Source organism: Halomonas kalidii, assembly GCF_030010475.1.
GTDB classification, from domain to species: domain Bacteria; phylum Pseudomonadota; class Gammaproteobacteria; order Pseudomonadales; family Halomonadaceae; genus Halomonas; species Halomonas heilongjiangensis.
In genome coordinates this window covers 110,487-125,312 of the sequence record NZ_JASCQN010000032.1, presented here as the reverse complement: position 1 = coordinate 125,312, position 14,826 = coordinate 110,487, and the positions used below count along the sequence as shown (strand labels likewise).

The 14,826-nt window shown below is 68.9% G+C and carries 12 protein-coding genes; 8 read left to right on the top strand and 4 right to left on the bottom strand.

The window, feature by feature from the left end:
• The first annotated feature begins 9 nt into the window (after positions 1–9).
• The 3 genes from pal to QLQ85_RS09025 are packed head-to-tail and all read left to right on the top strand — an operon-like array spanning position 10 to position 2,146.
• The gene (gene pal, locus QLQ85_RS09035; RefSeq protein WP_282738694.1) at positions 10–543 is read left to right on the top strand and encodes a peptidoglycan-associated lipoprotein Pal; all 534 of its coding nucleotides are present in this window, start codon (positions 10–12) and stop codon (positions 541–543) included.
• A gap of 47 nt (positions 544–590) precedes the next feature.
• Positions 591–1,367 carry a tol-pal system protein YbgF gene (gene ybgF, locus QLQ85_RS09030; protein ID WP_282738693.1) on the top strand — a complete coding sequence of 259 codons (777 nt, stop codon included), beginning with the start codon at positions 591–593 and terminating at the stop codon, positions 1,365–1,367.
• A 17-nt stretch (positions 1,368–1,384) separates the two neighbouring features.
• Entirely contained in the window at positions 1,385–2,146 is a 762-nt protein-coding gene (locus tag QLQ85_RS09025; protein ID WP_282738692.1) for a YciK family oxidoreductase, read from the top strand.
• Between the two features lie 68 nt (positions 2,147–2,214).
• On the opposite strand, the gene QLQ85_RS09020 is transcribed toward QLQ85_RS09025, so the two are convergent.
• From QLQ85_RS09020 to ubiG, 3 genes are all read right to left on the bottom strand, one after another.
• Positions 2,215–3,039, bottom strand: coding sequence for a hypothetical protein (locus QLQ85_RS09020; RefSeq protein WP_282738691.1), 825 nt, complete (start codon positions 3,037–3,039; stop codon positions 2,215–2,217).
• A 168-nt stretch (positions 3,040–3,207) separates the two neighbouring features.
• Positions 3,208–3,876 (bottom strand): HAD-IA family hydrolase, encoded by a 669-nt coding sequence (locus QLQ85_RS09015; protein WP_282738690.1) that lies wholly within the window; start codon positions 3,874–3,876, stop codon positions 3,208–3,210.
• On the bottom strand, positions 3,873–4,598 hold the full coding sequence (ubiG, locus tag QLQ85_RS09010; protein WP_282738689.1) for a bifunctional 2-polyprenyl-6-hydroxyphenol methylase/3-demethylubiquinol 3-O-methyltransferase UbiG: 726 nt from the start codon (positions 4,596–4,598) through the stop codon (positions 3,873–3,875). Before ubiG ends, QLQ85_RS09015 begins: the two co-directional genes overlap by 4 nt.
• A 214-nt stretch (positions 4,599–4,812) precedes the next feature.
• Here ubiG and galU point away from each other — a divergent pair, with 214 nt between their 5' ends.
• On the top strand, positions 4,813–5,703 hold the full coding sequence (gene galU, locus QLQ85_RS09005; RefSeq protein ID WP_282738688.1) for a UTP--glucose-1-phosphate uridylyltransferase GalU: 891 nt from the start codon (positions 4,813–4,815) through the stop codon (positions 5,701–5,703).
• Between the two features lie 5 nt (positions 5,704–5,708).
• Positions 5,709–7,016 (top strand): nucleotide sugar dehydrogenase, encoded by a 1,308-nt coding sequence (locus QLQ85_RS09000; protein WP_282738687.1) that lies wholly within the window; start codon positions 5,709–5,711, stop codon positions 7,014–7,016.
• A 90-nt stretch (positions 7,017–7,106) separates the two neighbouring features.
• On the opposite strand, the gene sodB is transcribed toward QLQ85_RS09000, so the two are convergent.
• The gene (gene sodB / locus QLQ85_RS08995; protein WP_282738686.1) at positions 7,107–7,685 is read right to left on the bottom strand and encodes a superoxide dismutase [Fe]; all 579 of its coding nucleotides are present in this window, start codon (positions 7,683–7,685) and stop codon (positions 7,107–7,109) included.
• Positions 7,686–7,968: 283 nt separating this feature from the next.
• Between sodB and QLQ85_RS08990 the strand changes: the two genes are divergently transcribed.
• The 3 genes from QLQ85_RS08990 (at position 7,969) to tamB (ending at position 14,822) form a co-directional block, all read left to right on the top strand.
• The gene (locus QLQ85_RS08990; protein ID WP_282738685.1) at positions 7,969–8,880 is read left to right on the top strand and encodes a coiled-coil domain-containing protein; all 912 of its coding nucleotides are present in this window, start codon (positions 7,969–7,971) and stop codon (positions 8,878–8,880) included.
• 90 nt (positions 8,881–8,970) lie between these two features.
• Positions 8,971–10,788, top strand: coding sequence for an autotransporter assembly complex protein TamA (gene tamA / locus QLQ85_RS08985; RefSeq protein ID WP_282738684.1), 1,818 nt, complete (start codon positions 8,971–8,973; stop codon positions 10,786–10,788).
• A 20-nt stretch (positions 10,789–10,808) separates the two neighbouring features.
• On the top strand, positions 10,809–14,822 hold the full coding sequence (tamB, locus tag QLQ85_RS08980) for an autotransporter assembly complex protein TamB (RefSeq protein ID WP_282738683.1): 4,014 nt from the start codon (positions 10,809–10,811) through the stop codon (positions 14,820–14,822).
• Positions 14,823–14,826: the final 4 nt, after the last annotated feature.

The following is a 14,826-nucleotide window of genomic DNA, read 5'->3' as shown; positions in this document are numbered from 1 at the left end:
AGTAAGACGATGCAACTCAAGCCCTACGCCAGGATCCTGGCGGTCGCACTGTCCCTGGCCTTCGTGGCCGGTTGTTCCAGCAGCGGCGGTACCCAGGACGGGTCCATGGACGGTTCGCGTACCGGTGGTGCCGCCGGCAGCGGTGTGGCCGGCAGCGGTCAGGTCAGCGGCAGCGACATGGGCAACGGCTCCGGCCAGCAGGCCGATGGGCGCATCCCCGAGCAGCGCACCATCTACTTCGAATTCGACAGCGATCGCATCCGCAGCGAATTCGAGCCGGTGCTCGCTTCCCATGCGCGTTACCTGCGCTCCAACGGCAATGCCCGTGTGGTACTGCAGGGGCATACCGACGAGCGCGGTACCCGCGAATACAACATAAGCCTGAGTGAGCGGCGTGCCCGCTCCGTCGAGCGCTTCCTCAGCGTGCAGGGCGTTTCCCCCTCCCAGGTCGAGGTGGTGAGCTACGGCGAGGAGCGTCCGGCGGCGCGTGGCCAGAATGAAGAGGCCTACGCCCAGAACCGTCGGGTCGTTTTCGCCTACTGAGTCGAACGCGACCCGGTCGATCGCAACCCGCGCCGATGGAGACACGCATGAAACACGGTCTGAAAGGACTGTGCGGCGCGGGAGCCCTGGTGCTCCCGCTGTCCGTATGGCTCCCAGCGATGGCGCAGCAACCGGTGGTGGAGGATCTCACCAGCCAGCCGCGCTCCTTCTACCAGCAGGCGGAAACCCGCGAGGAAGCGGGCGGTAGCCTGGTGATCTTCAACCAGGTCCAGCAGCACGACGAGGAGCTTCGCCAGCTGCGTGGCCAGGTCGAGGAGCTTCGTCACCAGCTCGATCAGCTACGGCGGCAGAGCCGCGAACAGTACCTGGACCTCGAGGAACGCATGGCGTCCGGCAGTGCCGGGATGGACATGGATGCCTCCGCTCAGGTCGACGAGCAGGCCGCCCGCGAGGTCGCTCGGACACCGTCACCGAGCGGTGCCGGTGCCGATGCCCAGATGGCCTACCAGGCGGCTTTCGCCAGGGTCCAGTCCCGGGAGTTCGGCGAGGCGATCAATGCCTTCAACCGTTTCGTGGCCGAACACCCGGACAACAACCTGACCGCCAATGCCTACTACTGGCTCGGCGAGCTGCACTCCGCCGAAGGCTCGCTCGACGAGGCCGAGGGAGCCTTCCGGACCGTGCTCGACCAGTTCCCGCAGAGCAGCAAGGTCCCCGATGCGCTCTACAAGCTGGGCCTGCTCAAGGCGCGCCAGGGCCAGCCCGGCGAGAGCCGTGAGCTGCTCGAGCGGGTCCGCGACAGCTACCCCGACAGCGGCGCCGCTGGACTGGCCAATGACTTCCTGCGCCAGTCGGGCAACTGATTCACCAAGGAGCATCGATGACCAGCAAGATCGACTACCAGGCACCGGACGGGCTGCTCGAGAACCGCATCATCCTGGTCACCGGGGCCGGTGATGGCATCGGCCGGGCGGCGGCGCTCGCCTTCGCCCGTCATGGGGCCACGGTGATCCTGCTTGGCCGCACCATCGCCAAGCTCGAGAAGGTCTACGACGAGATCGAGGCCGCCGGAGGACCGCAGCCGGCGATCTTTCCGCTGAACTTCGAGGGCGCCACCTTCAAGGACTACCACGACATGGCCGAGACCCTGGACAAGGAGTTCGGCCGCCTGGATGGCCTGCTGCACAATGCCGGTCTGCTCGGTCGTATCACCCCCTTCGAGCAGTACAACCCCGAGCTCTGGGAGCAGGTGATGCAGGTCAACATCAATGGCCCGATCTGGATGACCCAGGCCTTGCTGCCGTTGCTCAAGAATTCCGCGGACTCCTCGGTGGTCTTCACCTCCTCCAGCGTCGGGCGCCGGGGCCGGGCCTACTGGGGCGCCTATGCGGTCTCGAAGTTCGCCACCGAAGGCTTCGTCGAGGTGCTGGCCGACGAGCTGGAGCACCTGGGCAATATCCGCGTCAACAGCCTGAACCCCGGCGCGACACGCACCCAGATGCGCAAGACCGCCTATCCGGGCGAGGACCCCAGCTCGCTGCGCACCCCCGAAGAGATCATGCCTACCTACCTGTGGCTGATGGGTCCGGACAGCCGCGGCCACAATGGCGAGAAATTCGACGCCCAGCCCTCCGGGTCCTGAATGCCAGCCGGGTGACGAGCCCTTCGAGCTCCCCGGTGTCGGGTGGGGTCGGCCCCCTCGGAAGGCTTCTAGCGTCGCTCCCAGGCGCCGTCCTCACGCCAGCCTGCGCCCGCCCTGGACCGGCGCGAGCGGACGTCGTCCATGCTCGGCAGGGGGTCTCCCGGGGCGGCTCCGGCCTCGAAGACCACGGTCCCCGCTGGAACGGCATCCAGCGCGACGCCCTCCAGCAGGGTGGAGACATCTTCGCAACTGATCAGGCCGGCCCGCCCACCGATCGGCCCCAGGTGAGCAATCAGGCGCCCTTCGTATGGCCAGCAGCGTTGAGGCACATGCGAGACCTGCCAGACACGCCCCTGCCACCGTACGCGGGTGGAAGGCTCGATGCATAGGGCATCGAGGGGAATCAGCGCCGCAAAGAGCCGGCTGTTGAGGATCACCCCGGTCTGCCCGATGCAGACTCCCCCGCGATAGTCCCCCTGCTTCAATGCCTCGATTACGGCCCGGCGGCTCTGCTCGGTCCACGGGGTACCGATGCCACACAGGTGCAGGATGTCGTCATCGATCTGCTTGATCACCCAGACCTCGATCGGTGCTCGCCACAGCAGGTGCCACAGCGATCCCAGCCACGCCCACGCTTGCGGACCATGATCCAGGAACCGCGCGCGAATGACACTCATGGTAAGCCGGCGCACCCTCGGCACGATATCGGGCGCGAGCCCAGGCGCTGGCATGGCTTTCCTGGCCGACGCCGGGACGAGGGCGTCATGACGGGAGAAGGAGGCCCCGCAGTCGATGCAGCCGTAGATGTGGGGGCGCCTGGCCAGGCGCCTCCAGAGGCGTCGCCGATGCTTGAGGACGCCGTAGCTGCGGCAGTGCGGGCAACGCTTGCTCATGACCTGTACCCTGGCGAGCCAGATGCGAAGGGACCGCGACACCACGCCCCGGCGGCGGTTGCCGGCGCAGGGATGACGGAGGCGGGGCCACCTCCCACAGTGTCGTCCCCGGGTCACCTCCCTGCCAGACTGAAAATGGTCATGCCCGATCAGGCGCCGGGGCGGGGCTCAGTGCCCGATCAGCGCCGCCACCAGCGCTTCGCCCGTCTCGAACCAGAAGTCGGCCGGCCAGGCGCGGTAGTCGTCGTGCTCCTCGATATAACCATAGCCCACCGCCACGGCGGCCATGCCGGCCGCCCGTGCCGCCTGGATATCACGCAGATGGTCGCCGATATACCAGCAGTCGGACGCTGTCGCTCGCAGCCGGCGGGCGGCCTCCCACAGCGGCTCCGGTGACGGTTTCTTCACCGGCAGGTCGTCGGCACAGATCAGCACGCCCGGCGTCAGCCCGAGCGCCTCGATCAGCGGCTCGGCATAGGCGCGGGGCTTGTTGGTGACGATCCCCCAGGGGCGTGCACGGGCCTCCCAGTCGGCCAGCAGTCGGTCGAGCGGGGGAAACACCCGGCTCTCCGCAGCGACGGCCTGGCCATAGGCCTCCAGCAGGAAGTCGCGGGCCGCGTCATGCCCCTCGGCGTCCCTGGCCAGGCCCAGCGCCAGGGTCACCAGGGCACTGCCGCCGTTGGAGACCTGGGCCCGTATCACCGGGTACTCGAGCGCAGCGAGCCCATGGTGAGCACGCAGGGCATTGGTGGCCCGAGCCAGGTCAGGCGCGGTATCCACCAGGGTGCCGTCGAGATCGAAGAGCAGCGCGCCCGGTCGCGGGACGGCAGCCTTCACGCGACCTCCCGCCGGCAGTGCATCAGGTAGTTGACCGAGACATCGCGACGGGAGAGGCGATAGCGGCGGGTCAGGGGGTTATAGACCAGGCCGCACTGTTCGCGCACCTCGAGCCCCGCCTCGCGACACCAGCCGGCGAGTTCCGAGGGGCGGATGAACCTGGCGTAGTCGTGTGTGCCGCGCGGCAGCATGCGCAGCAGGTACTCGGCGCCGAGGATCGCCAGGGCGTAGGCCTTGGGGTTGCGGTTCAACGTCGAGAAGAACACCTGGCCACCGGGCTTGACCAGCCGGGCGCAGGCGTCCACCACCGAGGCCGGGTCGGGCACGTGCTCGAGCATCTCCAGGCAGGTCACCACGTCGAAGGTGGCGGGCTGCTCCGCGGCCAGCGTCTCGACGCTGACGTTGCGGTACTCCAGCTCGACGCCGCTCTCGGCGGCATGCAGCCGCGCCACGGCCAGGGGAGCCTCGCCCAGATCGATGCCGGTGACCGCGGCGCCTCGGTGGGCCATGGCCTCGGCCAGCAGGCCTCCACCACAGCCCACGTCGACCACCCGCCGGCCGGCCAGCCCGGCACGGGCATCGATGAAGTCGAGACGCAACGGATTGATGTCGTGAAGGGGCTTGAACTCGCTTTCCGGGTCCCACCAGCGGGCGGCCAGGGCCTCGAACTTGGCGATCTCGCCGGGATCGACGTTACCCGCATCCGTGTGACTTGCGCTCATCAGAGCTCTCCGTTCTGAATCAACTTGAGTTGTCGCCGAGCCGACACGGTGGCAGGGCGGTGCTCGTTCGGTATCATGAGGTATTCTACCCGCTCCGGGGGCCGCATTCCCATGACCTGCCAGGGCGATAAGGCATCACCGGTGCGTCTCATCCGGTGGCAAGCGTCACATGTCGACATTCACCGACGATTACTCACAGGACAAGGATGGCACCATGATCAACAAGGCCGTGCTTCCCGTTGCCGGCTTCGGCACCCGCTGCCTGCCGGCCTCCAAGGCAATTCCCAAGGAAATGATCACCATCGTCGACCGACCGGTGATCCAGTACGTGGTGGCAGAGGCGGTGGCCGCCGGCATACGTGACATCGTGCTGGTGACCCACGGCAGCAAGAGCGCCATCGAGAACCACTTCGACAAGCACTTCGAGCTCGAGGCGAGCCTCGAGGCCAAGGGCAAACATGAGCTCCTGGAGGAGCTGCGCTCCATCGTGCCCGGGGACGTCAATATCATCAGCGTGCGCCAGTCGGAGCCACTGGGGCTGGGCCACGCCGTGCTCTGTGCCCGGCCGGTGGTGGGCGACGACGAACCCTTCGCGGTGCTGTTGCCCGACGTCCTGGTCGACGACGATGGTCTCGAGCGCAACGACCTGGCCGGCATGATCGATGCCTTCGAGCGTACCCGGCGCTCCCAGCTGATGGTCGAGGAGGTTCCCCACGAACTGGTCTACAAGTACGGCATCGTCGATACCGGTGGCGAGATTCCCGGCCCTGGCGAGTCGCGCCGACTGGCCGGCGTCGTCGAGAAGCCGGCCGTCGAGCAGGCACCCTCCGACCTGGCGGTGATCGGCCGCTACGTATTGCCGGGAAGGATCTTCCCGCTGCTCGCCGAGACCCCTCCGGGCGCCGGTAACGAGATCCAGCTCACCGATGCCATCGAGGCCCTGCGCCGGGCCGAGGGCGTGGATGCCTGGCGAATGCGCGGCAAGACCTATGACTGCGGCCACCAGCTCGGCTACCTGGAGGCGATCCTCGCCTACGGCCGTCGTCACGCCCGTTATGGCGAGGGCTTTCGCGAGTTGCTCGCCCGCTACGCCACCGAGGAGTGAGTCCCATGCGGGTACTGATCCATGGCAGTGAGCTCTCTGCCGCCACCACCGCGGCGGCGCTGTCCTGGGTGGGCCACCAGGTCACCTGGGTACCCCATGCCAGCGCCCCCTGGTCGCGGCTTCGCCACGCCGACTGGCTCAATCGCGAACCCCGACTTGCCCAGCAACTCGAGGAGGGCATCACCCGGGGGAGTCTGCGGCTGATCGAGGCCGAGGTCCTGTCGGCGGAAGACGGTGAGGCCATCGAGATTCTCTGGCTCGCCCTGTCGCCCGAGCAGCGCGGTGATCTCGCCGCGCCGCTCGGCACGATCGCCGAACGGGCCGCCAGCGGCCTGGTACTGGTCAACAACTCCACCTTTCCGGTGGGCGAGACCGAACGACTCGAGTCGATGCTGAACGGGCGCGGCGTCGCCGTGGCGCTGCCCGACCTGCTGGAGGAGGGGCGCGGCTGGGAGACCTTCACCCGGCCCGGCCGCTGGCTGCTGGGCTGCGACGACGACCCGGCCGAGGTCCGGGTGCGGGAGTTGCTGCGTGCCTTCAACCGTCGCAGTGAAGTGTTCCAGCGCATGCCGAGGCGTGCCGCCGAATTGGCCAAGCTGGCGATCAACGGCATGCTGGCGACCCGCATCAGCTACATGAACGAGATCGCCGGCCTGGCCGACAGCCTGGGAGTGGACGTCGAGCATGTGCGTCGCGGCATGGGGGCCGACTCGCGCATCGGCTACGAGTACCTCTACCCGGGCTGCGGTTTCGGTGGCCCCAACTTCTCCCGCGACCTGATGCGGCTGGCCGACGTGCAGTCGGCGAGCGGCCGGCACTCGGCGTTGCTCGAGCAGGTGCTCGACATCAACGAGCACAAGAAGGAGACGCTGTTCCGCAAGCTCTGGACCCACTTCCACGGGCGCCTGCAGGGGCGCACCGTGGCGATCTGGGGGGCGGCCTTCAAGCCGGGCACCGCGCGCATCGACCATGCCCCGGTGCTGACGCTGCTGCGTTCCCTCTGGGCCCAGGGGGTCCGGGTGCGGCTGCACGATCCTTCGGCCATCCATGCCCTGCTGGCCGAGGTCGGCGAACATCCGCTGCTCGAGGTGTTCGAAGGGGATCCCTACCACGCCTGTGAAGGCGCCGATGCCCTGATGCTGGTCACCGAGTGGAAGGAGTACTGGAACCCGGATTGGCCGCGGCTAACGGGCTTGCTCGGCGAGAAACTGCTGCTCGACGGACGCAATATCTATGACCCGGCCTGGGCCGCAGCCCAGGGCCTCTACTATCGCGGCATTGGTCGACGGGCGGATCCCGTCGCTGCCCCCTGACACCCGGCCCTGGAACGAAACGGTCCCGCCAGAGTGGCGGGACCGTTTCGTTCTGGTCGCTTCAGCGGGGTGACGCGATGGCGTCGGCCCTTAGCCGAAGTTCTGGGCGACGAACTCCCAGTTGATCAGGGCCCACACGCTCTCCATGTACTTGGGACGAGCGTTGCGGTAGTCGATGTAGTAGGCATGTTCCCACACGTCGATGGTCAGCAGCGGGGTCTGGTCATGGGCGATCGGGGTGTCGGCGTTGCTGGTGTTGACGATGTCGACGCCGCCGTCGGCGGTCTTGATCAGCCAGGTCCAGCCGGAACCAAAGTTGCCGATGGCGTTGGCGTTGAAGGTCTCCTTGAACTTCTCGAAGGAACCGAACTTGGCGTTGATGGCGTCCGCCAGGGCGCCAGCGGGCTCGCCGCCACCGTTGGGCGACAGGCAGTGCCAGTAGAAGGTGTGGTTCCAGACCTGCGCCGCCTGGTTGAACAGGCCACCGGAGGAGGTCTTGATGATCTCTTCCAGGGACTTGCCGGCGTTCTCGGTGCCCTCGACCAGCTCGTTGAGCTTGGTGACGTAGGCCTGGTGGTGCTTGCCGTAATGGTAGTCGAGGGTCTCGGCGGAGATGTGCGGTTCCAGCGCGTTCTTCTCGTACGGCAGGGCGGGAAGTTCAAATGCCATTCAGGGACTCTCCTTTGTCGTCACGGTGGTAAAACAGCGCCTCATGGTGAAGGATTCATCGCCACCACGGCAAGGGCCGGCCTCGAGGGTGTTGGCGGTGGCCCGTGCGTTCGGGGCGAAAAAAACCTTACACTAAGAAAACGCTGTGCAACTATTGTCGCGGCATCATAGCACCCGGGTCGGGAGGCGCCAATTCCGATCGTCAGGCTCGGGTTTCCGTCACAAGGCTGCCACGCCTGCCAGCCGAGGCAGGTGTCATCGCTCGAGAGTTAAGGAGTTCGCCATGGCAGAGCGCCCGGATGACCGCCGGTATGCGCGACCGATCGTCCCGGACCCGGATTCCAGCCTGGCACCTCATCGTCTGCGTCATCCTCCCCCGCCGCGTGTCTGGCCGCTATGGCTGCTGGTCCTGGTGCTGATCGCCGCTGGCGGTGCCCTGGCCTGGGCCGGCTGGGAGGAGCGGGCCCGCTTCGAACGTGAGCTCGCACGGCTCTCCGGCGAGGTTTCCAATGTTCATGCCCGCTTCGACGCGGAGGAGGGCCGCGGCGAGGCCCTCGAACGCCTCGAATCCCGCCTCGAGGGCCTGGCGACCCGTGACGAGGAACTCGACGAGCGCCTGGCAGGTCAGGAGGAGAGCGTGCCGGCGCGGTTCGCGGCCATCGATGAACGCATCGACGCGCTGCAACGGCGGCAGGGGGGCATCGCCGAGGAGGCCGAGACTCGCGATGCCGTGCTGGCGGCGACCCGGCGTTCCCTCGATGCCCTGGAGCGCGCCGGCGACGACGGCCGGGCCGCGCTGGACGAACGGGTCACGGCGCTGAGCGATGCCCGCGAGCGTGATGGCGAGCGCCTCGCCGACCTGGATGAACGGCTGGCGTCGCTGGAAGCCGAGGTGGGCGAGGGCGAGGCCCTGGCCCGCCTCGAGGCCGCCCATGAGGAACTGGCGACGGCCCACGGCGAACTCGAGGAGCGGCTGACCCGCGAGGAGCGCCAGCTGCAGGAACGGCTCGACGAGCTTGCCGCGCGGGTGGCGGGGCTCGTCGATGAGGTTGAAGCCGCGGTGGCATCACGGGATGATGATGCAGAGCGCTCCGCTGCCATGGCGGGCAGGCTGGGCGCGCTGGAAGCCGAGCTTGGCGAGCTGCGCCGCTCGCAGCTCGCTCTGAGTGCCCGGATCGAAGCCCTGCAGCGCTGAGGCAAGGGTGCCAACGCCAAGCTAGGGAAAGCCGTTGATATGAATAATCGCGTGGTTACACGCCTGGGTGCAGCGGCCTTGTGTCTTGGCATGACTCACTCGGCAATGGGGCTCGATGCGCGCATCGACGGCGTGGACGGCGATGTTGCCGAGAATGTCCGTTACTACCTGGATGGGCTCGATGCCGCGCGGTACAGCCGTTCGCGGATCGAGGGCGAGGTGCAGCGACGCACCCGTGAGGCGTTGCGGGTCTACGGCTACTACTCGCCCCAGGTGGCTCACCAGTTGCCCGAGGGCGATCCGCCCGGGTACGTGGAACTGATGATCGAAACGGGGCCGCGGGTGAGGATCGAGACCCTCGACATTCGCATCGAGGGCGATGCCGCCGAGGACCCAAGGTTCCGCGAGGCCGTCGAGGCCTTTCCGCTGGCCGAGGGCGACCCTCTGGTACACGCTCCCTACGATCGGCTGCGTAGCCGGCTGGCCAACCTCTCGCTGGAGCGCGGCTACTTCGACTGGCGCTTCGTCGACCGCCGCATGGAGGTACGCCCCCATGCCGAGAGTGCCCGGCTCTACCTGGCCCTGGACAGCGGACCTCGCCACCACTTCGGCGAGGTCACCATCGACGGCAGTCATATCGAGGAAGAGCGGCTGCGGCGCATGCTGCCGTTCTCGCCCGGCGATCCCTATCTCGCCGGCGAACTGGCCCGCTACAACCAGCGTCTGGGGCAGACCGGCTGGTTCGGCTCCATTGCCGTGCGCCCGCGGCTCGGCGAGGCGGCGAGCCTGGCCCTGCCGGAGCCCCGGGTGGGATTCTGGAACGAGGTGGAGGTCGCCGGTGGCGAACTGGCCAGCCTGCCGCCGGACGCCGCCGGCCCGCGGCTGAGCGGCCCGGCGCTGGAGGGGGCCACGGTGTTGCATCGCCCTGACCGACCCGAGGTGCCCATCGACATCAGCGTGACCCCGGCCGATCGTCACAAGTTCGAGGTCGGTGTGGGCTACGCCACCGACGTGGGGCCTCGCACCCGATTCGCCTGGAACCAGCCCTGGATCAACCGCTACGGACACGGGCTCGACCACAACCTGTTCCTCTCCGCGCCCGAGCAACGCTTCACCGGCACCTACAACATGCCGCTGGCCGACCCGCTGCGCGACAGCTACCGCTTCCAGTACGGCTTTCGTCAGCGCGACAACGAGGATACCCGCTCCCTGGAGGCGACCGTGGAAGCCGCCCGGCGCTGGGAGTTCGAGAACCTCTGGGTCCAGACGCTCTATGTGCGCACCACCTACGAGGATTTCACCCAGGGGGGCGACGAGGAGCAGGTGTGGCTCCTCTATCCCGGCATCAGCTGGTCGCGCACCCGTACCCGCAATCCCACTTTCCCGAGCTGGGGGGACCGTCAGCGCATCGCCTTCGAGGTGTCCGATGACACCTGGGGGTCCGACGCCGACTTCCTGCGCATGACCGGCGAAACTCAGTGGATCCGGATGTTCGGCGAGGATACGCGCTTCGTCACCCGGCTCGGTTTCGGTGCCATCGAGACCGACGACTTCGACAAGATCCCCCCCTCACTGCGCTTCTTCGCCGGCGGTGACCGCAGCGTCCGCGGTTACGCCTACGAGAGCCTGGCGCCGCGCAACGAGGAGGGCGAGCTGCGCGGTGGTCAGCAGCTGCTTACCGCCAGCACCGAACTGCAACGCCGGATCACCGGAGCCTGGTGGGGTGCCGCCTTCGTCGACACCGGCGACGCCTTCGAGGAGTGGGGGCCCGATGCCCTCAATACCGGCGCCGGTCTCGGCGTGCGCTGGATCTCGCCGATCGGTCCGATCCGCTTCGACGTGGCACACCCCTTCGATGACGAGGACAACGACTTTCGGCTTCACTTCGCCATTGGTCCCGAGTTCTGATGGCCCCCCCGAGTAAAGGCATGAGAGCACGAGTATTGATCTGGGCGCTGATTCGCCTGCTGATCCTGCTTCCCTTGTGGTTGCTGGGCCTGGCGGTGCTGGGCCTCGGCCTGGCGCTGTCGCCCTGGGGTACCGGGCTGTTGCTCGAGGAGGGCGCCAAGCGCGGCTTCTTCGAGCTGGAGGCCGTCGAGGGTGCGCCGCTCGACACCCTGGTACTGCACGGCCTGCGCCTCGAGGCGGGGCCGGCCAGGGTCGCCGCCGAGCGCCTTGAACTGGCCTGGGCCGACGACTGCCTGCTCGGTGGGCGGCTGTGCCTCGATGCACTCGTCGTGGAGGGCGCGCGGATCCGCCTGGCCGAGGCGGAGGCGGACGACCGCGAGGGGGGAGGGCCACCCGAGATCCTCTCGCTGCCCTTCCCGGTGGAGATCCGCTCCCTCGCCCTGCTCGACGTGGAGGTGCAGCTGGCCGACGGCACCCGGATCACCTGGGAGCACTTCAGCACCGGCGCGGTGGCCGAGGCCGACACCCTGACCCTGCTGCCGACGCGGCTGGCCGGCACGCGGGTGCTGCTGCCACTCTCGCCGGGAGCCCGCCTCGCCCTCAGCGAGGCCGAGCACGAGGGGCCGCGGCTCGGTGCCGCGGCGATCGATGGCGCCATCGCGGTACGTTCGCCGCTGCCGGCGGCGGCCGCAGCCGAGCTCGAGGGGCTGGCCGGCCTGCCACTGGAGGAGCAGCCGCGCCGCGAGTTGCCCGAGGTGCGTCTGCCGCTGCGGATCGAGGCCCCGGAGTTGCGGGTGGAGGACTTCGCCGTCGCCGGCCCCATGGATTACAGTGTGCGGCGCCTGGACCTGGCGCTGACCGGCGAGGGTCACCGGATCGAGATCGCCCCGCTCGAGGTGACGACGGTGGACGCCGACGCCAGCTTGACGGCCAGCATCGAGCTGCGTGACGACTACCCCCTCGAGGCCAGGCTCGAGGCCGCGCTCTGGCTGCCCGAGGCGATGCCCGAACTGGCCGGGGAGCACGTCGACCTGGCACTCGACGGCGATCTCGGGGATCTCGGCGTCCGCCTGGGGCTCTCCGGGCCGGTCACCGCATCCCTCGACGCCCGTCTGGACGCCCTGGACCCGACCCTGCCGTTCACGGCCTCGCTGGAGAGTGACCTGCTCCAGTGGCCTTTCCCCGGGACGCAGTCCACTCGGGACGAAGCGGCGGAGGAGGCCAGCGCCGTGCCGACGGAGCCATACCTGGTGGAGGACCTCTCCCTGCGCCTGGAGGGCAGCCTGCTGGCCTATCGGGTCGCCGCCTCGCTGATGGTGGAAGGGCCCGAGATCCCCTATACCCGGGTGGCCCTCACCGGTACCGGGGATCTCGAGCACTTCGCCTGGACGCCCCTCTCGGCGAGTCTCGGCCGCGCCTCGGTAGTGACTCGTGGCCGGGTCGACTGGGCCGACGAACTCGGCGTCGAGGCGGTGGTCCGCCTGGACAACCTCGACCCCGGTGATTTCGTCGACGGCATCACGGGACGGCTGGATGGCGATGCCGAGCTGGCCTTCGTCCAGTCCCCGGCGGGCTGGCAGCTGCGGGTTCCCCGGCTCGCCATCGATGGCGAGCTGCAGGAGTTGCCGATGTCGCTGCGGGCGAGCCTCGCCGGAGACAGCGAGATGCGCTGGCGGATCGACACCCTGGACTTCCGTCAGGGCGACAACCGACTGACCGCCGCCGGCGGCGTGAGCGAACGCGCCATCGACCTCGCCGGTGAGCTGAACCTGCCGGCCCTGGCCAACCTGCATGACGACCTCTCGGGCAGCCTGGCCGGCGAGTTCACCGGCTCCGGCACCCTCGAGTCCCCTCGGCTCGACCTGGACCTCACCGGCCAGGCGCTGCGCTTCGCCGAGCACCGCCTCGAGCGGCTGCGCCTCGCCGGCCGGGTCAGCGGCATGGAGGATCCCGCGCTGGACCTGGGCCTGGATATCGAGCGACTCGATGTCGCCGGCCAGCGCTTCAGCGAGGTCGGCCTGCGCCTCGACGGCCGGCTCTCCGCCCATCGCTTGACCCTGGACGCCACCGCTGGCCGGGGCATGCCACTCTCCCGCGTCGCCCTGGCCCTCGAAGGGGGCATGGGGGACGATCGGCAGCGCTATGCCGGGCGCCTGCTCCCGCTGGAGGTCGATACCGACCACGGCGATATCCGCCTGGCCGAGGCACTGGCCTTCGAGGCCAACCTGCCGGACGGCAGCATACGGGTGCAACCCTTCTGCCTGAGACGCGAGCAGGGCGGCGACCTCTGCCTCGAGGAACCCATGCAGGCCTCGGCGGAACGCGGCCAGGCGGCGCTGGCGATTCGCGGGCTGCCGATGTCGCTGATCGAGGCGGCGGTGCCCGAGGATTGGGAACTGGCCGGCGCCACCGACGCCACGCTGCTCGCCGAGTGGCGCCAGGGCGGCACGCGCTGGCAAGCCGATCTCGGGCTGGCCAGCGAACTCGCCGTGCGTGGCCTGGATGCCTACGGCCAGCCCTGGGAACTGCCCCCCTCGCGACTCACGGTGAGCCTCGAGGCCAACCAGGCGAGTGCCGATCTCGACCTGGCGCTGAGCCTTGCCGAGGCAGGCGACCTGAGCCTGGTGCTGCGCATCGAGGATCCCATCGGTAGCGGGAACCTGGACGGCCGGTTCTCCCTCGACGACTTCCAGCTCTCGCGTTATCGCACCCTGATGGCCGGCATGGAGACCCTGGAAGGGGCGCTGGAAGGGGAGGTGCGTATCGGTGGCAGCCGCGAGGCGCCGGTGCTCGATGGCACCATCGGGCTCAGCGGCCTGCAGATGGTCGGGGGCGAGGTGCCGCTGGAGGTGCGTGACGGCGAGCTCGAGGTGCGCCTGGCCGGGGACCAGGGCCGGATCAACGGGTTCGTCGCCGCCGAGGAGGGACGACTCGAGATCGACGGCGATGCCAGCTGGCCGAGCCCCGACGACTGGCGCATCGCCGTGGACCTGGATGCCCGCGAGCGGCCACTGCTGGCGGTACTGCCCGAGTTCGGCCGCTTGCGGGTCGCCCCGGACCTGCGGGTACGGGTTCAGCCGGATCGCCTGCGGGTGCGCGGCGAGGTTCAGGTGCCCTGGGCGCGGCTCGAGATCGGCGAGATGCCGGAGTCGGCGGTGACGCCGAGCCCGGACGAGGTGATCATCACCCGCCGCGACGAGATACGTGCCGAACGCCAGGCCGAACGGGCCACCGAGGAGGGCGAGGAGGGCGAGGAGGGCGCCGACGCTTCGGCGGCCCGGGCACTGGCCGAGGCCGGCATGGCCGTGGACGTGCAGATCGACCTGCAGCTCGGCCCGGACATGCACCTCGAGGCCTACGGCCTGGAGTCGGGTCTGGCCGGCATCCTGGAGGTGCGCCAGCAGAACGGACCGGTGCAGCTGTTCGGCGACGTCAACCTGGTCGACGGGCGCTTCCGCGCCTATGGCCAGGACCTGCTGATTCGCCGGGGCGAGCTGCTGTTCAGCGGACCACCCGACCAGCCGCTGCTCAACTTCGAGGCGATCCGCAACCCCGCGGTGACCCAGGACGAGGTGATCGCCGGCCTGAGAGTCACCGGCACCGCCGCCGAGCCGCAGATGCGGGTGTTCTCCGAGCCGGCGATGGATGAGGCGCGGGCACTCTCCTACCTGCTGCGCGGGCGCCCGCCCGAGGACGGCGATGCCGAGGGAGCGCTGGCGTCGGCGCTGCTGGGCCTGACCCTGGGGCGCACCGGCGGCGCGGTGGGCGCCATCGGCGAGGCCTTCGGCATCGATGACCTGTCGCTGGAGACCGCCGGGGTCGGCGACGAGAGCCAGGTGCGAGTGAGCGGCCAGCTCACCGAGGACCTGCGGGTCAGCTACGGGGTGGGGGTCTTCTCGCCGATCGCCGAGCTGACACTGCGCTACACCCTGTGGCGGAACCTCTACCTCGAGGCGGTGTCCGGTGTCGCACAGGCGGTGGATCTCGTCTACACCTTCAGCCGGCCGGGGAGGCCACCCACGCCGAACGACTGACTCG